18 protein-coding genes and 1 tRNA gene are annotated in these 19,290 nt (G+C 56.8%); 6 read left to right on the forward strand and 13 right to left on the reverse strand.

What is annotated here, in order from left to right:
• The 3 genes from fucP to deoC all read right to left on the reverse strand — a co-directional run bounded on the left by fucP (nucleotide 1) and on the right by deoC (nucleotide 3,673).
• The gene (fucP, locus tag GUC32_RS02420) at nucleotides 1-1,332 is read right to left on the reverse strand and encodes an L-fucose:H+ symporter permease (RefSeq protein ID WP_281041719.1); all 1,332 of its coding nucleotides are present in this window, start codon (nucleotides 1,330-1,332) and stop codon (nucleotides 1-3) included.
• Nucleotides 1,332-2,858 (reverse strand): FGGY-family carbohydrate kinase, encoded by a 1,527-nt coding sequence (locus tag GUC32_RS02425; protein WP_043136284.1) that lies wholly within the window; start codon nucleotides 2,856-2,858, stop codon nucleotides 1,332-1,334. The genes fucP and GUC32_RS02425 overlap by 1 nt, the downstream gene beginning before the upstream one ends.
• 65 nt (nucleotides 2,859-2,923) lie before the next feature.
• Entirely contained in the window at nucleotides 2,924-3,673 is a 750-nt protein-coding gene (gene deoC / locus GUC32_RS02430; RefSeq protein WP_043136281.1) for a deoxyribose-phosphate aldolase, read from the reverse strand.
• 243 nt (nucleotides 3,674-3,916) lie between these two features.
• Between deoC and GUC32_RS02435 the strand changes: the two genes are divergently transcribed.
• From GUC32_RS02435 to GUC32_RS02445, 3 genes are all read left to right on the forward strand, one after another.
• Nucleotides 3,917-4,001 (forward strand) — tRNA-Leu (locus GUC32_RS02435).
• A gap of 376 nt (nucleotides 4,002-4,377) precedes the next feature.
• Nucleotides 4,378-4,839 (forward strand): hypothetical protein, encoded by a 462-nt coding sequence (locus tag GUC32_RS02440; protein WP_369435533.1) that lies wholly within the window; start codon nucleotides 4,378-4,380, stop codon nucleotides 4,837-4,839.
• A gap of 275 nt (nucleotides 4,840-5,114) precedes the next feature.
• Complete coding sequence (locus GUC32_RS02445; RefSeq protein WP_154618042.1) at nucleotides 5,115-5,288, forward strand: hypothetical protein; 174 nt, start codon at nucleotides 5,115-5,117, stop codon at nucleotides 5,286-5,288.
• 85 nt (nucleotides 5,289-5,373) lie between these two features.
• Here the strand turns inward: GUC32_RS02445 and GUC32_RS02450 are convergent, their stop codons facing one another.
• The gene (locus tag GUC32_RS02450) at nucleotides 5,374-6,285 is read right to left on the reverse strand and encodes a hypothetical protein (protein ID WP_369435534.1); all 912 of its coding nucleotides are present in this window, start codon (nucleotides 6,283-6,285) and stop codon (nucleotides 5,374-5,376) included.
• A 297-nt stretch (nucleotides 6,286-6,582) separates the two neighbouring features.
• On the opposite strand from GUC32_RS02450, the gene GUC32_RS02455 reads away from it, so the two are divergent.
• Nucleotides 6,583-7,503 (forward strand): WYL domain-containing protein, encoded by a 921-nt coding sequence (locus tag GUC32_RS02455; RefSeq protein ID WP_043136272.1) that lies wholly within the window; start codon nucleotides 6,583-6,585, stop codon nucleotides 7,501-7,503.
• A 230-nt stretch (nucleotides 7,504-7,733) separates the two neighbouring features.
• Complete coding sequence (locus GUC32_RS02460) at nucleotides 7,734-8,534, forward strand: HNH endonuclease (protein ID WP_369435535.1); 801 nt, start codon at nucleotides 7,734-7,736, stop codon at nucleotides 8,532-8,534.
• Between the two features lie 150 nt (nucleotides 8,535-8,684).
• On the opposite strand, the gene GUC32_RS02465 is transcribed toward GUC32_RS02460, so the two are convergent.
• The 4 genes from GUC32_RS02465 to GUC32_RS02480 form a co-directional block, all read right to left on the reverse strand.
• A complete protein-coding gene (locus tag GUC32_RS02465; RefSeq protein WP_043136269.1) occupies nucleotides 8,685-9,107 on the reverse strand; it encodes a hypothetical protein in 423 nt (140 codons plus the stop codon).
• Between the two features lie 56 nt (nucleotides 9,108-9,163).
• Nucleotides 9,164-10,126 carry a GTPase gene (gene yjiA, locus GUC32_RS02470; protein ID WP_369435536.1) on the reverse strand — a complete coding sequence of 321 codons (963 nt, stop codon included), beginning with the start codon at nucleotides 10,124-10,126 and terminating at the stop codon, nucleotides 9,164-9,166.
• Between the two features lie 21 nt (nucleotides 10,127-10,147).
• Nucleotides 10,148-10,351 (reverse strand): YbdD/YjiX family protein, encoded by a 204-nt coding sequence (locus GUC32_RS02475; RefSeq protein WP_004953088.1) that lies wholly within the window; start codon nucleotides 10,349-10,351, stop codon nucleotides 10,148-10,150.
• A gap of 218 nt (nucleotides 10,352-10,569) precedes the next feature.
• On the reverse strand, nucleotides 10,570-12,750 hold the full coding sequence (locus GUC32_RS02480; protein WP_261456559.1) for a carbon starvation CstA family protein: 2,181 nt from the start codon (nucleotides 12,748-12,750) through the stop codon (nucleotides 10,570-10,572).
• A gap of 436 nt (nucleotides 12,751-13,186) precedes the next feature.
• On the opposite strand from GUC32_RS02480, the gene sfnG reads away from it, so the two are divergent.
• Nucleotides 13,187-14,281, forward strand: coding sequence for a dimethylsulfone monooxygenase SfnG (gene sfnG, locus GUC32_RS02485; RefSeq protein ID WP_025305137.1), 1,095 nt, complete (start codon nucleotides 13,187-13,189; stop codon nucleotides 14,279-14,281).
• A gap of 4 nt (nucleotides 14,282-14,285) precedes the next feature.
• On the opposite strand, the gene GUC32_RS02490 is transcribed toward sfnG, so the two are convergent.
• The 5 genes from GUC32_RS02490 to GUC32_RS02510 all read right to left on the reverse strand — a co-directional run bounded on the left by GUC32_RS02490 (nucleotide 14,286) and on the right by GUC32_RS02510 (nucleotide 19,277).
• Nucleotides 14,286-15,170 (reverse strand): LysR family transcriptional regulator, encoded by an 885-nt coding sequence (locus GUC32_RS02490; RefSeq protein ID WP_049207766.1) that lies wholly within the window; start codon nucleotides 15,168-15,170, stop codon nucleotides 14,286-14,288.
• A 27-nt stretch (nucleotides 15,171-15,197) separates the two neighbouring features.
• The gene (locus GUC32_RS02495) at nucleotides 15,198-15,890 is read right to left on the reverse strand and encodes an MgtC/SapB family protein (protein WP_019453282.1); all 693 of its coding nucleotides are present in this window, start codon (nucleotides 15,888-15,890) and stop codon (nucleotides 15,198-15,200) included.
• A gap of 116 nt (nucleotides 15,891-16,006) precedes the next feature.
• A complete protein-coding gene (locus tag GUC32_RS02500) occupies nucleotides 16,007-16,786 on the reverse strand; it encodes an ABC transporter ATP-binding protein (protein WP_147823105.1) in 780 nt (259 codons plus the stop codon).
• Nucleotides 16,787-17,371: 585 nt separating this feature from the next.
• Entirely contained in the window at nucleotides 17,372-18,454 is a 1,083-nt protein-coding gene (locus tag GUC32_RS02505) for a porin (RefSeq protein ID WP_369435537.1), read from the reverse strand.
• A gap of 31 nt (nucleotides 18,455-18,485) precedes the next feature.
• Nucleotides 18,486-19,277 (reverse strand): ABC transporter ATP-binding protein, encoded by a 792-nt coding sequence (locus tag GUC32_RS02510; protein ID WP_369435538.1) that lies wholly within the window; start codon nucleotides 19,275-19,277, stop codon nucleotides 18,486-18,488.
• Between the last annotated feature and the right edge of the window lie 13 nt (nucleotides 19,278-19,290).

The raw sequence follows: 19,290 nt of genomic DNA on the forward strand, positions 1-19,290 counted from the left end.
TCAAATCCCCTTGCGCGCGCAGTAGAAGCCATAGAAGGCGACGTAGGCGAAGCAGACCAGCGGCACCGCGAAGGCGATCTGCATATCGCCGCCGTTGAGATCGGAGATGATGCCCATGATTAACGGCACCACCGCGCCGCCGATGATCGACATCACTACGATCGAACCGGCCACCTGAGTTTCTTCGCCCAGCCCTTTGATCGTCAGGCCAAAGTTGGTTGGCCAGCACAGCGCCATGCAAAAGTTGACGCCCATGATCGCCACCACCGCCAGCAGGCTTTGGATGTTGACGGCCAGCAGCAACAGCAGCACGCATACCGAACAAAACACGCCGAGCAGCCGCGCCGGGCTGAACTTTTTCATCAGCGCGGTGGTGACCACCTTGCCGGCCGAGTAACAGACCAGCGTGGCCAGCAGCCAGTAGGTGGCTGAATGCTCGGTTGCCCCCTGTTCAATCATCTGCACAAAACGAATGGTGAAACTCCACAGCCCTACCTGCGCGCCGACATACAGGAACTGCGACAGCACTCCCAACCGGAAGCGCGGCAGCGCCAGCAGGATCTTCAGCGATTGCATCAGCGGCTTGCCTGCTCCCTGGTGCGAGCGTTGGGTTTTACAGGCGGGGAATTTCACCGCCACAAAGATCAGTGCCAACACGATCAGCACGCTGCCGATGATCAGATAAGGTGTGACCACCTGCGACACCATCTGGGTGCGTGCCGCTTCGGCCGCCGCCGGTGGCATCTGCAGCAGCTCGGCATGGCTGGGATCGTTTTTGCCGAACACCATCTGCTGGCCGATCAATACGCCAAAAATGATCCCCAGCGAGTTGAAGATCTGCGAGAAGTTGATGCGCTGGGTGGAGGTTTCCAGCGGCCCCAGCAGGCTGGAGTAGGTATTGGCGGAGGTTTCCAGGAACGACAGCCCGGTGGCGATCACCCCCAGGCAGGCCAGGAAAGCGCCGTAGGTCATGATCTGTGCTGCAGGGATAAACAGGAAACAGCCGAGCGCGTACAGGCACAGGCCGATCACGATCGCCACCTTGTACGAGTAGCGTTTGATTACCGCTGCGGCGGGCAGCGCCATCACGAAGTAGCCGAGGAAGAAGATCGACTGCACCAGTGCGGTTTGGGTATCCGACAGATCGAAGCCTTTTTTGAACTGGGCGATCAGAATATCGTTCAGGTTGCCGGCCATGCCCCACAGGGCGAACAGGCAGCAGACCAGCATCAGCTGCAGCCAGGGCGTGGCGGGCAGATAGGCGCTGCGGTCGATGCTTTCGGCCGCGGCGTGTTGCGCCACGTCGCCCTTATTAATCAGAGAGTCGCTCATTACGGTGTTCCTTCATCCGGAGAAAAAGAGAACGAGCTAATAACGTCAAGCTGCTCGTAGAGGGGCTGCGCCTGGCGGTAGAGCTGTTCGAACAGCTCGAAGCAGCGCAGGTAGTGCTCGTGCTGGCGTGGATCGGGAGTAAATTCGCGCTCGATGCTGACAGTGCGGCTCACCCCTTGGGCGAAACTGCTGAATAGCCCGACGCCGACCCCGGCGACGATCGCGCAGCCGGTGGTGCCGTTCTCCTGATTGCGCGTCTGCAGCAGCGGCAGGTTATAGACCGAGGCTTTGATCTGCAGCCACAGCGGGCTGCGCGCGCCGCCGCCGGAGGCGATCATTGCCTCCGGCTCCTGTGCGTGGCGCCTGAGCTGCTGCAGATTACGCAGGGAGGCCAGCGCTACGCCTTCCAGCACCGCGCGGTAGAGATGCGGCTGCCCATGCTTGCGCTGCAGGCCGAAGAACTGCGCGCGCGAGTTGGTGTGTTCCGCCAGCCGCTCGCCGGTCAGGTAGGGCAGGAACAGCAGCCCCTCGGCACCCGGCGGCACCTCGGCCGCCATATCGAGCATCTGTTGGTGGCTGAGTTGGCCGGCGCTTAGCGCCGAACGCGCCCAGCGCATGGCGTCGCCACCGGCATCGAGCAGGGTAAAGCCGCCCCAGGCCGAGTTGGCCAGGTGCAGGTTGTTGACGCTGGCAGAGAGCAGCGGGTGTTCCGAGACCACGGTGAGCAGCGTGGAGGTGCCGGTGCTGTCGGAGGCGATGCCAGCCTGATAGACGCCGGAACCGAGCAGGGTAGCGGCCATATCCGCCGTGCCCGCTACTACCGGCACGCCCGGCGGCAGACCGGTAACGCTTGCCGCTGCGGGCGTAATGTGGCCAATCACCTCGCTGGAGAGGTGGATGGCGGGCAGCTGATCGGCGCGCAGCCCGAACTGCCGCAGCGCCTCTGGCGACCACTGCAGCGTGGCGCTGTCCATCAGGTAATAGCAGGAGGCTTCACTGTAGTCGGTGGCGCGTACGCCGCAGAGCCGGAAATTGACGTAGTCCTTAGGCATCAACACCGTGGCGATGCGCTCCCACTGCGATGGGTGATGCTCACGCAGCCAGGCCAGCTTGAACGCCGGCCAGGCGGCGGTGGGGGGATTGTTCAACAGTTCGAGCCAGGGCTGCGGCGGCTGTTGGTGGCTAAAGCGCGCCACCTGCGGCTGCGCGCGTTTGTCGTTCCACAGCATGGCGCGATCGACGACCAGCTCGCCGTCGGCATCGAGCAAGACCGTGCCGTGCATCTGCCCGCAGGCGCCGACGGCGGCGATACGCGGCCAGTATTCGGCGTAGCGTGCGTACAGCTCCTGCGTACACTGGCAGACACTCTGCCACCACAGTGAAGGCGGTTGTTCCGACCAACCGGCCTGCTGCGTGATCTGTTCGTACTCACGCTGGGCGAAGCCAAGGATTTCCCCGGTGTTGGTGACCAGCCCGGCGCGGGTGCTGCCGGTGCCGATATCAAGGGTAAGAAGTAAATCTTTCATTGTTATCACTCCCGTGGCGGATGGTGCGGGCCACCCGCAGAAGCGTGCGCTGGGATCGCGCAAGATTAGTTATCGTTCAGCTCTGGGAACAGGCCTGGCTCCTGTTCGAGCTGCTCCAGCACGCGCTGGGTGGCCGCCGCGCTCATGCCAAAGCGGCGTACGCCCAGCCGATACAACGCGCGCACCGTGTCCAAATCGCGAATGCCGCCGGCCCCTTTGATCTGGATGCGGCCACGCAACTGATCGGCGATGATCGCCACTTTCTCTACCGTGGCGCCGGTCGGTGCCCAGCCGGTGGAGGTTTTCACCCAGACCATGCCGACTTCGACGGCGATATCGCACACCCGACGGATCTGCTGCTCGTTCAGATAGTGCGTCTCCAGAATGACTTTGGCCGGCACCGGTGCGGCGGCCTCGACTACTCGGCGCAGATCTTCACGCACGTAGCCGTAATCCCCCGACAGCACCTTGCCGATGTTCACCACCATATCGACCTCGCGCGCGCCCTCGGCGATCAGCTGGCGCACCTCCTGCACCTTGAGATCGGTGGTCTGCCCACCGCCGGGAAAGCCGACCGGCCCGCCAATCATCACGTCCGCCTGGCCGTGCTCCGGCAGCAGGGTACTGAGGAAACGCGTCCAGCACGGCAGCACGTGCACCGAGATGATGCGATAGCGGCTGGCCAGCGCGGCGCAGTGGCGCACGTCTTCCTCGGTATTGGTGGCCTGCACCGCGCTCAGATCGATCAACCTGGCCATGCGTCTGGTTGTTTCATTCATTGCGTTTATCCTTCTTTTATTTTCATTTGATTTTATTTATTCACCTTATTCTCTTTCATATGGCTTTAAAATCATCATTTGGTGAAATTGTGATCGGATCTGCGGTTTTGTGGTGAGGGGCGTGAAAGTGCGGGAGGAAGATGCGGTAAACGCCGCAATAAGAGGGTAAATGGGGATTGTGACGCTTTTTTCGACATTTAACTCATTGAATGCCTGATAACTCTTGCGCACCGATCGCGGGAAGGTATAATGCACCCGTTTTCCGCATACTACTTCAGTGCCGAAGTGGCGAAATCGGTAGACGCAGTTGATTCAAAATCAACCGTAGAGATACGTGCCGGTTCGAGTCCGGCCTTCGGCACCATTAAGTACCGCGTGAACAAGAAGCCACCGAAAGGTGGTTTTTTTGTGCCTGGAATTTGGTTGCGAACAGTCCCCCGCCTTTGTTCCTTGCTAACTCATAAGTAGAGTTATGTGTTTTGGGGTCATTCATATATCGCGATACGCCTTGGCTCAGTGCCATTGAGACTGATTTGACCGAGATTTGCTGATGCGACTGGCATGATTGCTGCCCAGTGAGAGGGCTCATAATCGATCTGATGAAATAGCTTATCTAGCGCATCAGTTGGCAAATTCGTGTAGAGATGCATCATTCATGTGATATTGATATTCATTCTCAATAAAGTGTATCAGTGATATGATAAGCACTTCCAAAATAAAGCCAGGGATGCTTTGATTAAATGTCTATTAAACCTCTATTTTTTATGTCCTTTCTTGCTTTGTCAGCCTGCAGTACGAATAAAGTCGTGGATACTTTTTCGGGAACACCGGGTACAGCAGGAATGGCATATTGTGTACGAGACTTGTGGGAGAATGATGCCATTGCCAATAATTATCCCAGCGGTCCAATCCGTATACTAGAAAATCGTAGTTGCACTGGCAGTTACTATGTTTTTGATGAGAAAGGGGAGGAGATGGTACAGGCCAAAGGTACGATTGGCTTGTGGTTTGGAGACAAGCCAGAAAAAATTGAAGTTAATTTCGTTATTCCCCAGGATAAGTCGATGACCGTTAGGGCAACACGCAGGCTAGAACTGAGCAAACAGTGTGCGGTTATCCCAACCAAGGTGCGAGAGGACAAATACTTACCGTCGGTGATTTGCACAGATAAGACCGCTTGCAACTTCAGGCGCGATATTTAAAAACACGCTGAATGTGTGACTACGTCAGTGAAGATGAGGGCGGTAGCTCATCATCTGGCAGCGTTAGTACAGTGCGAACAAGAAGCCACCGGTAGGTGGTTTTTTGTGTTAGGGATTTGCCCTGTATGGCTCATTTCAATTATCAGCCACGGGGTGATGCGCTTTTCACTTTAGTAAAAACCAGATCGTCCTGATGCTTTCATAACGCATATATAATTGACATTAAATGAAAAAATTGTATTTCATTGAACTCTTTCAGAACAAGGAGTTCCAGGATGGAGCCACAACAGAAAGAGATCACGCGGGCGTTAACGCCGGGCGAAGTCAACCTGGCGCGTTCAGCGTTTGGTAACACTATTTTCTATCTGAGCGTGGTGGTGCTACCTGTTTTTGGGCTGCAGAATCAGTACACGGCGATGAGCTCGCACGGGGAGTTGGGCCGTATATAAAAAATTATGCGAGCTAGGATCCTGAAGTGCAGCATCTTTTTATTCATGAGGGAAGTGCCAGTAAGAGAGCTTACGCTTTCTTGTTTTATTTTTTCTTTCCCCATGGAAGGTAATATAAATAGGTTAAATCGTCTAATTTGAAATTGATATAATCACCAACATTGCTTTTAACGGGCGGTAACTCGCTAAAAATAAATAAATATAGAGGTCTTGGTGGCGTGGCCATCGCAAGCTCATCCAGCTTCTCTCGTGAGGTTCTACGGTATTCGGAGCTATCAACAAGGCGAGAAGGGATAAAAAATGTTGGTTTATATTTTATCATTCCTGCTTTCATCTCATTATCGAAACGGACCAAGTAGTAGTCATCTTTACGGTTAATCCACGCTTTACCATAGTAAATTCGTGGCTCATCGATATATGTGCTTAAGTCTTTCCTGTCATTAATACTGATGAAGAAATCCCTTAAGTGGAGCTTACCTTCAGCTGTATTTAGGAAGAAATTCTCTTTTGCAATAAACGAATTAACCAAACCAGAAAGTCGTTTTCTGGAGTGACGACGTTGGTTATTATCTTCTTGCTCCTCACCCGCTATTTTTCGTTGACGCTTTGTTATGTCTTCTTCATCCTCTGAAGAGGGAATATCACGAATAAAACGCATATTTAGTGGAGACAAGTCAATGTCAACAATATCATCTCGTATAAAAGGAAGGGCTTCAGGGTCTTCTCTGACTGATTTTACTCGTCGTAGGTCTTCGTCCGTTTCGGCTTCAAGTTGGCAACCAGGGCTATGCTCGGAAACAAACTTAAAATAAGGATCGCGTTTGCGCAGTCGTTTTGGTCTGTCCAGGTTGGCACATGTGACTTGAGCTAAGCAATTTTTTTCAGGGCATTTAAATAGATGCTTTGATGCTACGATCTTTTCAGCGAATAATTTGTCAGCCTCTTCTGCTGTAATATCTTTTCCTAATTCAATGCTATAAGCCCGTTCGATTCTCATGCATTATCCTAATTTGAAGGTTGATTATACTTTGTTCTCTCTTCGCATCGCATGCTTGTAGATGTTTATCACTGTATAAACATGATTCGTCTTGATTTAGTTTCACAAAGTTGCAATTTTATGTCTCTACAAAGGTATTCCAAAATCCAGTCGATAAAGGTAAAGTGAGATTTCTTTGTTGAAGTTATATAACACATTGTTTTTTCTAACCTGAATATTGTGAATATAACCAGTATATTAGATGTTGAAAGATATTCCGATACTGGTTAGTTGAACATGTCGCATTTCGGAGCATATATGGCTATGGTTGGGCTAACTTGGGATCAGACTCTACGTTTTCGCTTGCTTGAGATCGTGTTGCAATGGGAGGGGCGGTTGACGACTAACCACCTTTGTACTGCTTTTAATATAGGCCGCCAACAGGCATCACGAGATATCAATTGGTATATAAATAATTATGCGCTGAACGGCGTAGAGTATGATTCTAAGCTAAAGGGATTCAGGCCGACCGCGCAATTTGTACCAAAGTTCAGTGAAGGGAAAGTTGATGAATACCTGATGCTGCTGCATCAGGAAAAACAGCAGACGAATGAATGCTTTGATAAGGGAGCTACTCTGCCATTAATGGATCTTCGATATGGTCATATCGAAATCTTGAGCGTCCCAACTCGTCATGTTAACCCAATAATGGTACGCGGATTGGTGCAGGCGGCGCGTTATCAATTGAGAGTGGATGTTGATTATGTTTCCCTCAACTCTGGGGAGCAAAGTGGCCGCAACATTGTTCCGCACACATTGGTTTATGATGGGATTCGTTGGCATGTTCGAGCTTATTGTGAGAAAAAAGGGAATTATTTGGACTTCGTCATGAGCCGTTTTCGCGGTATTCCTGAGTTGCTTGATGCCTCGGACAGAGGGCGGGATAAAGATAGTGAATGGAACACTTTTGTGACAGCCATTGTCGTACCGAATCCAGAGCTGAATGCTGCTCAACGCGCGATTATTGCCAGTGATTATGCGATGAGAGATGGGCATTTGTTGATTACTCAGCGGATGCCTTTGCTTCATTATGCTTTGGAGCGTTTGCAGGTAAATTTCACCGGGGAACATAGGGAAAATCCGTTGTTACATCCGTTGGTACTAAAAAATCGCCATGATTTGGTCTTGCAGGGGTGCTATTTCAAACTTACTGGCAGAGATTTTTCCATGGAGGAATAGATTTCCTTTAAGACCCAATGCGGTTGATATTTTGAATACCCTCAGAGTTTTTGCTGAATAATCAACCGCATTGTAACCGCCTATTACTATTTCACGGCTAATAATGTTGGTTGTTATCTTTATTGGTTTCTCTAATATTTAATCTGAAAAATATTTCATCTCTTAAAATATTTAATAAATCAATGGATTTGGATATATTCACATGATTTACTTTTTATGTGGATATCCGTATGCCGTTTACCGTAATCGCAGAAATGGATGAGTCAAAGTGGGATGATAAGCCCGGTGAGAAGTATCACTTCCCTAAGCGTTACACCGCTATGCTTACTCCTGGTACTCGAGTGGTTTACTACAAAGGTAAGTTGAGAGATAAGCTCTACCGAGATGAACGAATGACGGATGAACCGCATTACTTTGCGGTAGCTACTATTGCCTATGTTTATTCCGATCCAAATGCGCAGAATGGGGAATTATACGCGATAGTCGAGGATTTTCAGCCTTTCACTAAGCCGCTGTTGGCAAAGACCGCCACAGGTTATTTCGAGGTGATCCCGGCAAGTCGCCAATCGAACTATTGGCGTGATGGCGTGCGGCCAATCACTAAGGACATTTATCAGGCAATTGTGGCACAGGCGGTACTTGGCCCGGTGATTGAGTCTGTGATTGAAGAAGAGGATTACAACCAAAGTCTAGAATCTGCGGACACTCCTCAAGAAGGGGCAAAGATTGGTTATTTCACCACCAAATATGAGCGTAATCCCAAGTTAAGACGTGCAGCCCTGAAGTTACACGGTTCAACTTGCTGTGCTTGTGGTTTCAACTTTGAGGCCTTTTACGGGGACTATGCTGAAGGGTTTATCCATATCCACCACGTGGTGCCGGTCTCGGAATTTGGCGGAAAGAAAACAGTAGATCCTCAAACCGATCTGGTGCCCGTTTGCGCTAACTGCCATAGCATCATTCATCGTAAAAAAGATAAAACGCTTTCTATTGATGAGCTTAGAGAAATGATTGAGCGGCAGAAAGTATAGCGCTAATCTTTCAGTTCAAAAAAGAAGACGGTAGTTATGCAGTCTTCTTCACTGCAAGAAATACCCTATTTGCGTGAGTTATATGATGAGGTTTTACTTGGAAATTGAACTAGCCATTCTTAAATAGCGCCTTCTCGACCATCTCAGACACTACAACGCTTGAACACACCTCCTCGATAAAGCAAAAATCCCCAGCGCGCTGCCCAATGCCAGGGCGCTGGCGGCTGCCGTGGATAGCGCGAACTCGCGCGTGTAGGGCAGCAGCAGGCCAACCGCAGAGAGGCTGCCCAACAGCAGGCTAAAGAACAGCGCTTTTTTACGATAGGGCGCCTTTAGGTTGAGATAGGCGGCGACGGCGCAGACGATAAGGGGGCCACCGACGACGACCAACAGCGGCAGAATGATGAGCGCCCCGGCGAGGAGATTGGACAGCCCAACGTCCTCTACGCCGGCGTAAGAGACAATAAGAAACATGATGCCGATGGCTAACACCGTGCTCAGTTTGATGACGATATAGGCGCTCGCGCACAGGTTAAGCGCCTTTAATCCTACTATCATCACGTTGTTTGCCATCGTTCATCCTTGAGTTTGCTGGATATGGGCCGTGTTGGCCTGGGGAATGGTTTATCTTACCCCAATCCCCCAATCCTTCCTCGAATCTCCTCCTCCGGCAGATCCACGCCGATAAACACCAGCGTGCTCTTGCGCTCTTCCTCAGGCAGCCATTCCCGATCCCAGTCGGCGTTATACAGCCGCTGCACCCCCTGGAACAGCAGGCGGCGCGGCTCGTCTTCGATAGACAGAATGCCTTTGTAGCGCAGCAGGTTGTCGGCGTATTCCAGCAGCAGGCCTTCCATCACGTCGGAGATTTGCATCAGTGGCAGCGGGAGCTCCAGCGTCACGACAATTGAGCGGATGTCGCTCTGTGGCTGCGGGATGCGGCGGAACAGCGGGGCGGGCGGCGTCAGGTTGAGTTTGTCGTTCAGCGTGAAGCCTTCGATGTCGAACAGCACGCTCAGATCGATGTCGCCGTGCGTCACCTTGTAGACCGGCGCGCGGGCGTTCATCCGCTGCAGCCGCTGGATCAGCGCTTCGCAGTCCGGCGCCACGTCGGTTTTGGTCAGCAGGAGGCGGTCGGCGTAGCCCACCTGCGCCTGGGCGATGCTGAACTGGCTCAGCTGCTGCTCGGCGTGCGCCGCGTCCACCAGGGTGATGATGCCGTCCAGCAGGAAGCGCTCGCACAGGATCTCGTGCGAGAAAAAGGTCTGGGTAATCGGGCCGGGATCGGCCATGCCGGTGCATTCGATGATCAGCCGGTCGAACGCCAACTGGCCGCTGTCGACGCCGTCCAGCAGATCCAGCAGCGCGTCCGCCAGTTCGTTGGACTTGCTGCAGCAGATGCAGCCGTTGCTCAACGTGGTGATGCGGCTGGCGCGATCGCCGATCAGCGCATCGTCGATCGGCACTTCGCCGAACTCGTTCTCGATGACCGCGATTTTATAGCCGTGTTCGGCGTTCAGGATGTGGCGCAGCAGGGTGGTTTTGCCGGCGCCCAAAAAGCCGGTCAGGATGGTGACTGCAATGGGTTTCATACGGATCCTTGTGACTGCGGGTTAACAGCAGCGCATGCCGCCTTTGCCGTCGCCGCCGTAGCGCGCTTGCTGGCGCTCGCGGAAAAATTCTTTATAGGTCATCACCGGCTTGTCCGGGTGGTTGTCTTTCATGTGCTGGACGTAGGTATCGTAGTCAGGCACGCCCACCAACATGCGCGCCGCCTGCCCGAGATATTTCCCCGCCTGGCCGAGATTTCCGAACATAAGCCTTCTCCAACTTTACCCTGCATCACTACAGCGCTTGCTTAAGCCTGATATTAGGGGAAGCCGGGGGATGGGGTTCCCGCAGGGATGCCCCACCTCCGGGTCGCCCCGGGTATCTCGATTGCATCGCGCCGCACGCCTGGCATCTTGCGATACGTAGGCCGTGCGGCTTTGGGTACTACTTAACGTTTATTATGCAGGGTATCCGTTAAATCACATCAATGCTGGGTCGAAACTTTGACTTCCCCCTCAGTTACGCCGTCGGCGGGCGCGGCCTGCGGCACCGGCACGTAAGGCGTTTCCTGGTCGGTGCGTTTCGGGTTCTTGTGCGCCGCCATCGCGGTTTTCACCCCGTAGAAGATGATGCTGTACACCACCAGCAGGAACAGAATGCTCAGCCCGGCGTTGGTGTAGTTGTTTATCACGATGTGGTTCATGTTGGCGATCTGCTGGGCGCTCAGCTCGGCGCCGCCCTCGGCGATTTTGCGTTTGTACTCGCCGGCCAAGAAGAAGAAGCCTTCCAGCTGCGGGTTGTCGCTGAACAGCTTCAGGCCCAGCGCGTAGGTGGTGCAGATCAGCAGCCACACCGCCGGCAGCACGGTCACCCAGATGTATTGGGTGCGCTTCATCTTAATCAGCACCACGGTGCCCAGCACCAGCGCCACGGCGGCCAGCATCTGGTTGGAGATGCCGAACAGCGGCCACAGGCTCTTCACGCCGCCGAGCGGATCCACCACGCCCTGATACAGCAGGTAGCCCCACAGCCCGACGCAGCCGGCGGTGCCGATGATGCCGGCCACCAGCGAGTCGGTTTTCTTCAGGAACGGCACGAAGTTGCCGAGCAGATCCTGCAGCATAAAGCGGCCGGAACGGGTGCCGGCGTCCAGCGCGGTCAGGATGAACAGCGCCTCGAACAGAATGCCGAAGTGATACCAGAAGCCCATGTTGGCGCCCGGAATGATCTGGTGGAACACGTGGGCGATGCCCACCGCCAGCGTTGGCGCGCCGCCGGCGCGGTTCAGCACCGAAGGTTCGCCGATGTCGGTGGCGGTCTGCAGGATCTGTTCCGGGCTGATGACGAAGCCCCAGGAGCTGACCGCCGCCGCCGCGTGCACGGTCACGTCCTTCAGCGAAGCCATGATCATCGGTGCGTCTTCGGTGCCCAGGCGGTGCAGATCCGGCATGGTGATGCCCAGCGCCGCCGGCGGGGTGTTCATGGCGAAGTACAGGCCCGGCTCGATGATGGAAGCCGCCACCAGCGCCATGATGGCGACGAAGGACTCCATCAGCATCGCGCCGTAGCCGATAAAGCGCGCGTCGGTCTCATTGGCCAGCAGTTTCGGCGTGGTGCCGGAGGCGATCAGCGCGTGGAAGCCGGAGACCGCGCCGCAGGCGATGGTGATGAACAAGAACGGGAACAGCGTGCCTTTCCACACCGGGCCGGTGCCGTCGACGAACTGGGTCACCGCCGGCATTTTCAGCTCGGGGTTGAGGATCACGATGCCGATCGCCAGCCCGACGATCACGCCGATTTTCAGGAAGGTGGCCAGGTAGTCGCGTGGCGCCAGGATTAGCCACACCGGCAGCAGAGCGGAGACGAACGCGTAGCCGATCAGCGTGAAGGTGATGGTGGTGTCTTTAAAGGTCAGCGCCGGGCCCCAGTACGGGTCGTGCGCCACCACGCCGCCGAACCAGATGGCGGCCACCAGCAGCACGATGCCGATGATTGACACTTCACCCACGCGGCCGGGGCGCAGGTAGCGCATGTAGATGCCCATAAACAGCGCGATCGGCACGGTGGAGCAGACGGTGAACACGCCCCACGGGCTTTCCGCCAGCGCTTTCACCACGATCAGCGCCAGCACCGCCAGGATGATGATCATGATCAGGAAGCAGCCGAACAGCGCGATGGTGCCCGGTATCGGCCCCATCTCTTTTTTGATGATCTCACCGAGCGAGGCACCGTTGCGGCGCGAGGAGATGAACAGCACCATAAAGTCCTGCACCGCCCCCGCCAGCACCACGCCGCCCAGCAGCCACAGCGTACCGGGCAGGTAGCCGACCTGCGCGGCCAGCACCGGCCCCACCAGCGGCCCGGCGCCGGCGATGGCGGCAAAGTGGTGGCCGAACAGCACGTTCTTGTTGGTCGGCACGTAGTTCAGGCCGTCGTTGTTGACCACCGCCGGGGTGGCGCGGCCGGCGTCCAGCTTCATCACCTTGGTGGCGATGTACAGGCTGTAGTAGCGGTAGGCCACCAGATACACCGCCACCGAAGCGACGACGATCCACAATGCGCTGATGTGTTCGCCGCGGCGTAGCGCCACCACGCCGAGGCAGGCTGCGCCGAGTATCCCCAGCAGCATCCACGGAATGTGCTTTAAAATCCCCTCTCGTTTCATGAGGTATCCTTAATTCCAGTCTGCAAAATATGAATGAACTCATCCGCTTGTAAGAGATGTCAGAGTGGCGCGGTGAGCCGTAGCGTCTTTCCCGAGGTAAGGCGGGTTTAGGAACAGCTCATCATCGCCGGGGGTAAGGGGGGAAGACAGGCGTATTTCGGTCAGCGGTCAGATCCGCCGGGTGAACGGTTGGATTGGCGGGGTAAGCGGTTTGTTGCATAACCAACAGCCGCCCGTCAGCCGCTGTTGCCAATGCAGCACCCGCCCGAACCCGCTGGCTTTAAACTCCCGGTTTTTCAGCCAGATGCCTTAACGTGGCGGTTGGCACGCATCCTGCTATCGGTTTTATAACCAAAACAAGGTTTTCAATATTTGGAAATCAATAATGGTTATATGCGCGCTGCATAACGGCGCCGACGGTCAGAGGGAGAGAAGCATGTCAGCAGCAAACCACTCGCAGCAGCCGATTCAGTTCGCCTACTGGGTGCCGAACGTTTCCGGCGGCCTGGTGATCAGCAATATCCCGCAGCGCACCGGTTGGGACATCGGTTATAACCGCAAGCTGGCGCAGATCGCCGAGCGCGCCGGTTTCGACTACGCGCTTACCCAGATCCGCTTCACCGCCGGTTACGGCGCGGAAAACCAGCACGAATCGGTGTCGTTCTCACAGGCCCTGTTGGACGCCACCGAGAAACTGAAAGTGATCGCCGCGCTGCTGCCGGGGCCGTGGAACCCCACGCTGGCGGCCAAACAGATCGCCACCATCAGCCATCTTTCCAACGCGCGCATTGCGGTGAACATTGTCAGCGGTTGGTTCCGCGGCGAGTTCAAGGCCATCGGCGAGCCGTGGCTGGATCATGAGGAGCGCTACCTGCGTTCGGAAGAGTTTATCCGCTGCCTGCGCGGCATCTGGACTGAGCCCAGCTTCACCTTCGCCGGCGATTTCTACCGTTTCCGCGACTACTCGCTGAAGCCGAAGCCGCTGGCGCCGTTGCCGGAAATTTTCCAGGGCGGCAGCTCACGCGCGGCGCGCGACATGGCGGCGCGGGTCTCGGACTGGTATTTCACCAATGGCAACAGCGTGGAGGGCATTCGCCGGCAGGTGGAGGACATCCAGAGCAAGGCGCAGGCCAATCACCATCGGGTGAAGGTGGGGGTGAACGGTTTCGTCATCGCCCGCGAGAGCGAACAGGCGGCGCAGGCGGTGCTGCAGGAGATCATCGATCACGCCAACCCGGAGGCGGTGCAGGGCTTCGGGCACGAGGTGAAAAACGCCGGGGCGGCCTCGCCCGAGGGCGAGGGCAACTGGGCCAAGTCCACCTTCGAAGATTTGGTGCAGTATAACGACGGGTTTAAAACCAACCTGATCGGCACGCCGCAGCAGATCGCCGAGCGCATCATCGCGTTGAAAGACGCCGGGGTGGATCTGCTGTTGCTGGCATTTCTGCACTTCCAGGAAGAGGTGGAGTACTTCGGCCGCGAAGTGATCCCGCTGGTGCGCGAACTGGAGCGCCAGCGGGCAGCGGCCTGAGCGTTCAACCCGTTTGCAGAGTTTGTAGCAGGTGGATAAAGGCGGCGCTGAGCGGCGGCGTGGCCGGCTCATGGCGGGTAAAGACGTAAAAGCGCGCGCTGATGTCGATCTCGTGCGTCGGGATTTTCTGCAGGTGAAGCTGCGGGGCGTAGTGCGCGACCACCCGATCGCTCAGCAGCGCGATATAGCCCTGCTGCCTGACCAGGCACCAGGTCGCCAGAAAGGAGTCGGTCTCGACGATCTGGCCGTGCGGCGTGTAGCGTTCGGCGATCTCGCGGATGGCGGCGTGCCCCACCGAGCAGGAGCGCGGCACCACCCATTTGGCTTCGGCCGGCGGCTGCCCGGCGGCGGTCAGGTCGCCCCCTTGATAGAGCGAGAAGCGCTCGCTCTTCAGCGCCTGCATGGCCAGATCGGCGCCGCCCGCCGCGCCGTTCAGGCTGCTGACCGCCAAATCCAGCTCGCAGTTTCTCAGCCGGGCCAGCAGGCCTTCCGGGCCGTCTTCCACCACCGTCACCCGGGTATGCGGGTAGCGGCGGTTGAAGCCTTCAAGCACCTGGGGCAGGTAGCACAGCAGCGGATCGACGCTCATCCCCACCCGCAGGCGCTTCTCGCCGCCGGCGCTCATGCCGCGCAGCTCGTCAAACGCGCTGAGCAACTGATTGGTGGCGGCGTCTATCCGCCGGTAAAACAGCTCGCCGACCGCCGTCAGGCGCACGCCGCGGTTGCTGCGCTCCAGCAGCCGCGCGCCGATGGACATTTCCAGCTCTTTGAGCACCCGGCTGAGCGTCGGTTGCGAGACGGCCAGTTTTTTCGCGGCATCGTGCAAACTTCCGCAGTGAACGATGTCTTTGAACATCGTCAGATGAGCCAGTTTTGGCATGGTTTTCATGGTGGATCTCCCTGGAAGTGAACGGCATTAGCCGGAGCCGGCGATGCGGCTGTAATAGGCCTGTTTCATCATGCTGTCGTTCAGCAGTTTATTGATGGTCTGGTCGAGCACCGGCGTGGTGACGGAGGCCGGCATCAGCGTGGCGGTGATCTCCACGTCGTCGTCGCCAAAGGGTTCGATATCCAGATGCGAGATAAAGCAGTTTTCTCCTTGCAGCACCTGTTTGAATTTGGCCAGCGCTTCACGCTGTTCATGCTCGAAGGCAATGACGCAAATCTGGTAGGTGGATTCGCCGTTAACGTCATTGAAGGGCTGTTTGTTGACCATATTGACCAGAGGGCGCAGCAGGGTGTTGGCGGCGAGCACGAACAGCGTGGCGGCTAGCGCATCGCCGTACAGGCCGCAGCCGGCGCAGGCGCCGACCGCCGCGGAGCCCCAGAGCGTGGCGGCGGTGTTCAGGCCGCGGATGTTCATCCCTTCTTTCATGATGGCCCCGGCGCCGAGAAAGCCGACGCCGGAGACCACGTAGGAGATGACGCGCACCGCGCCGCCGCTGCCGTCGATGGTCATGGCCAGGTGGACGAAGATCGCCGCGCTGGTGGCCACCAGCGTATTGGTGCGCAGCCCGGCGGTGCGCTGGCGGAATTGTCTTTCGTAGCCGATGGCGGCGCCCAGGACGGACGCGGTCAGCAGCGTCAGCAGTGTATGAATGAAATGCATGATAATAACTCGATGTATTATCCGCTTATCATGAGCCACCCGTGGCGGGGTAACTCTTGATAAACAGGTAGTTAAGTTGGCGGGACTCGTCCCGCCAGGCCAGGCCAGGGCGGCGCTCAGTGCGCGGCGGCGATCTGCCGGCTGAGCGTCTCGCTGATTTTGTCCGTCAGCGGCTGCATCCCCTCGCGGGTGCGCGTCTCGCGGCGCTGCGCGATGTGATAGCAGCCGTCGAGGGTGCCGGCGCCCAGCAGGAGGATGCGATCAGACATCATCACCGCTTCCTCTACGCTGTGGGTCACCAGCACGATGGAGCGGGTTTTGATCTGGCGCGTGCTCCAGATGCGCAGCAGATCGCTGCGCAGGTGTTCGCCGGTATAGACGTCCAGCGCGGAAAAGGGCTCGTCCAGCAACAGCAGCATCGGTTCTACCGCCAGCGCGCGCGCAAAGCCGACCCGTTGGCGCATGCCGCCGGAAAGCTCGCGCGGGTAGGCGTCGCGGTAGGGCGCGAGACCGACCAGATCGAGCATTTTCAGCGTCTGGGTTTCGACCACCTGCGGCGGCAGATCCTGCGCCTGCAGCCCGAAGGCGATATTTTGATAGACGTTCAGCCACGGGAAAATGGCGAAGGTCTGGAACACCATGTTGATCTGCGGATTCGGCCCCGAGACTTTTTTATCCCCCAGCATCACGGTGCCCAGATCCGGCGCGATCAGGCCGGAAAGTATGCGCAGCAGGGTGGATTTGCCCGAGCCGGACTGCCCCAAAATGCTGACGACCTCGTTATCGTAGAGGCGCAGGTTGATTTCATTCAGCACCAGGCGTTTTTTTTTACCGGTAGGCTGAACGCTTTTGCTGACGTTATTAACCGTCAGCAGCGTGGTTTTTTTTACCATCATGATGTTTCTCCACTCAATTAAAAATATGAGCATGGGAAAATGGCCGATAGTTATCGCCGCGCAGGGGTAAAATAAATGCGAGCGCAAATAAGCCTGAGCGTTATCGGACTGTTAATAAGCGTATGCTGGAAGGATTAGCCTGTCAGGCGCGCCGGAGCGGCGTACGCGGAGGCCATGTGCTGAAGGGGTAAAGCGAAGGGATGTGGTAACTGACGCATATCCTGACACTTTCAGGATGCAATGGGATGACTATTGCTCCTGTGACCTCAGCGATTCCAACAATAAAATAAACAACCAACTGTCGCCGTCCATATCATTTCCCCGTTATTTTTCGTGTGGCCATAATACGCGTGATATTGCCTGTGATTCAATGTGGTTAGGCGGAATTATCGCGGCAAAATGTAATTTAATATGAATACGGGAAAGTTTTTCTTTATTTATTAAACGGGGCGTCAACGAAAATCATGAGAGTGAATATAGGCGCTATTTTATGGAAATATAAACCTGAATTAAACGAGAGAATAACAGGGCGGGCGCAAGACAAATAATGAACCGGCCGCAGCGCGCGCTGCGGCCGGTATCGGGTCAGAACTGATACATGATGCCGGTTTCGACAATGTCGTCGGCGCCGGCGCCGACGGCGTTCTGCCGTTGCAGCAGGTTGAGCTTGTACTCCACGTAGGTCGACATATTGGCGTTGAAGCTGTAGTTCAGCGCCAGATCCAGGTATTTGACCAGATCGGCGTCGCCGATGCCGGGCAGGTTACGGCCGCGCGTTTGCAGGTAGGCTACCGAGGGCGTGACGCCGGAATCGAAGTGATACTGCGCGACCGCCTCAATAGCGTCCGCGCGGGGGGCGAAGCCGGCGTAGCGATCGCCGTCGACGTAGGTCATGTTCTCGGTGCGCGCGTAGCTGGCCGCCAGGTAGAGGTTGTCCTGGTCGTATTTCAGCCCCAGGGTCCAGGCCCGAGCGCGATCGCCGTCAGCCAGGCCGAAGCGCTGTTGCGCCAGCGTGCGCGCAGAGTTGGCGTAGGCGCCGCCAACATTGAGCCCCACGCCGGTGTCGTAGGTGGCGGAAAAGGCGTAGCCATCGCCGTTTTGCGTCTGGATATCCTTCGCCCGCAGAGCGTCGTCCCCCCGATTCTTCCCCTGATATTGCAGGCCGAGATCCAGGCCGTCGACCAGGCCGCCCAGGCTGCGGTTGTGGTAGGTCAGCAGGCCGTTGGCGCGGCCGGTCATAAAGTTGTCGGCCGCTTCGTAGCTGTCGTTGCCGAATTCAGGCAGCACGTCCGTCCAGCCGGCCACGTCATACAGCAGGCCGTAGTTGCGGCCGTAGTCCAGGCTGCCCCAGTGGCCGAACGTCAGCCCGGCGAAGCCCAGCCGGGTATAGCTATTGCCCGGCCCGGCGCTTTCCGGCTGATCGAGCCCCGCCTGATATTCCCATTGGCCATACCCTGTCAGCCCGTCGGCGATCTGCGTCTCGCCTTTGAAACCGAAGCGGGTATAGGAGCGGTCGCCGTTATTGTCGGCGTCGCTGCTGAAGTAATGCACGCCGTTCAGCTGGCCGTACAGATCCAGTTTATTGCCGTCTTTATTGATGATTTCCGCGCCGGCGGCGGCGGCCGGCAGCAGGATGACCAGCGCCATCAGTAAGCTTTTATGTTTCATTTCACTACCCTGAGTTAACGAAAATGCGGCCTTATCCGGCCGGTTGCGCCCGCGCGATTTTTTTGTACAGGCAGCTGCGGATCCGATCGGTGAGGTGCCGCAGGCTGTCCCGGTTGCGCGCCGCGCGGGGAATATTGATGCTGAATTCGTCATCGATCCGTTTGCTGGTCGCGTCCAGGATCAGCACCCGATCGGACATCAGCACCGCCTCTTCGACGTCGTGCGTCACCATCACCATGGCGCGCGTGCGCAGCCGGTTGTCTCTCCACAGCGCCAGCAGATCGCTGCGCAGTTTTTGCGCGGTAAAGATATCGAGGGCGGAGAAGGGCTCGTCCAGCAGCAAGACATCGGGCTCTACCGCCAACGCCCGGGCGAAGCCCACGCGCTGGCGCATGCCGCCCGAGAGCTCGCGCGGCCAGGCGTGCTCATAGCCGCTCAGCCCCACCAGGCGCAGCAGCGCCCCCAGCCGCTCGGCGATCGTCTGCGGCGGCAGCCGTTGCGCCAGCAGCCCGAAGGCGATGTTGTCGTACACCGTTAGCCAGGGGTAGAGCGCGTAGGATTGAAACACCATGCCGGCGTTCGCGCTCGGGCCATTGATCGGTTTGCCCGCCAGGGTGAGCGTGCCGCTGTCCGGCGGGATCAGCCCGGCCAGCATGCGCAGCAGCGTGGACTTACCCGAACCGGATTGCCCCAGAATGGTGACGAACTCGCCGGCGTGCACGGTCAGCGACACGTCGCGCAGCACGGGGGTGGGGCGCTTGTTTTCGCCGATAAACGTCTTGTTCAGCCGGCGGGCGCTGATAATTACCTCTTGAGTCAGCATGTTGTTCCCCCTT

This window comes from Serratia sp. NGAS9 (genome assembly GCF_009905295.1).
Lineage (GTDB): Bacteria > Pseudomonadota > Gammaproteobacteria > Enterobacterales > Enterobacteriaceae > Serratia > Serratia bockelmannii.

What these genes read in the sequence shown, in the direction of transcription:
- fucP (WP_281041719.1), bottom strand. Translation starts at nt 1,332, where the DNA reads ATGAGCGACTCTCTGATTAATAAGGGCGACGTGGCGCAACACGCCGCG.
- GUC32_RS02425 (WP_043136284.1), bottom strand. Translation starts at nt 2,858, where the DNA reads ATGAAAGATTTACTTCTTACCCTTGATATCGGCACCGGCAGCACCCGC.
- GUC32_RS02440 (WP_369435533.1), top strand. Translation starts at nt 4,378, where the DNA reads ATGTCTATTAAACCTCTATTTTTTATGTCCTTTCTTGCTTTGTCAGCC.
- GUC32_RS02445 (WP_154618042.1), top strand. Translation starts at nt 5,115, where the DNA reads ATGGAGCCACAACAGAAAGAGATCACGCGGGCGTTAACGCCGGGCGAA.
- GUC32_RS02450 (WP_369435534.1), bottom strand. Translation starts at nt 6,285, where the DNA reads ATGAGAATCGAACGGGCTTATAGCATTGAATTAGGAAAAGATATTACA.
- GUC32_RS02455 (WP_043136272.1), top strand. Translation starts at nt 6,583, where the DNA reads ATGGCTATGGTTGGGCTAACTTGGGATCAGACTCTACGTTTTCGCTTG.
- GUC32_RS02460 (WP_369435535.1), top strand. Translation starts at nt 7,734, where the DNA reads ATGCCGTTTACCGTAATCGCAGAAATGGATGAGTCAAAGTGGGATGAT.
- GUC32_RS02465 (WP_043136269.1), bottom strand. Translation starts at nt 9,107, where the DNA reads ATGGCAAACAACGTGATGATAGTAGGATTAAAGGCGCTTAACCTGTGC.
- yjiA (WP_369435536.1), bottom strand. Translation starts at nt 10,126, where the DNA reads ATGAAACCCATTGCAGTCACCATCCTGACCGGCTTTTTGGGCGCCGGC.
- GUC32_RS02475 (WP_004953088.1), bottom strand. Translation starts at nt 10,351, where the DNA reads ATGTTCGGAAATCTCGGCCAGGCGGGGAAATATCTCGGGCAGGCGGCG.
- GUC32_RS02480 (WP_261456559.1), bottom strand. Translation starts at nt 12,750, where the DNA reads ATGAAACGAGAGGGGATTTTAAAGCACATTCCGTGGATGCTGCTGGGG.
- sfnG (WP_025305137.1), top strand. Translation starts at nt 13,187, where the DNA reads ATGTCAGCAGCAAACCACTCGCAGCAGCCGATTCAGTTCGCCTACTGG.
- GUC32_RS02490 (WP_049207766.1), bottom strand. Translation starts at nt 15,170, where the DNA reads ATGAAAACCATGCCAAAACTGGCTCATCTGACGATGTTCAAAGACATC.
- GUC32_RS02495 (WP_019453282.1), bottom strand. Translation starts at nt 15,890, where the DNA reads ATGCATTTCATTCATACACTGCTGACGCTGCTGACCGCGTCCGTCCTG.
- GUC32_RS02500 (WP_147823105.1), bottom strand. Translation starts at nt 16,786, where the DNA reads ATGATGGTAAAAAAAACCACGCTGCTGACGGTTAATAACGTCAGCAAA.
- GUC32_RS02505 (WP_369435537.1), bottom strand. Translation starts at nt 18,454, where the DNA reads ATGAAACATAAAAGCTTACTGATGGCGCTGGTCATCCTGCTGCCGGCC.
- GUC32_RS02510 (WP_369435538.1), bottom strand. Translation starts at nt 19,277, where the DNA reads ATGCTGACTCAAGAGGTAATTATCAGCGCCCGCCGGCTGAACAAGACG.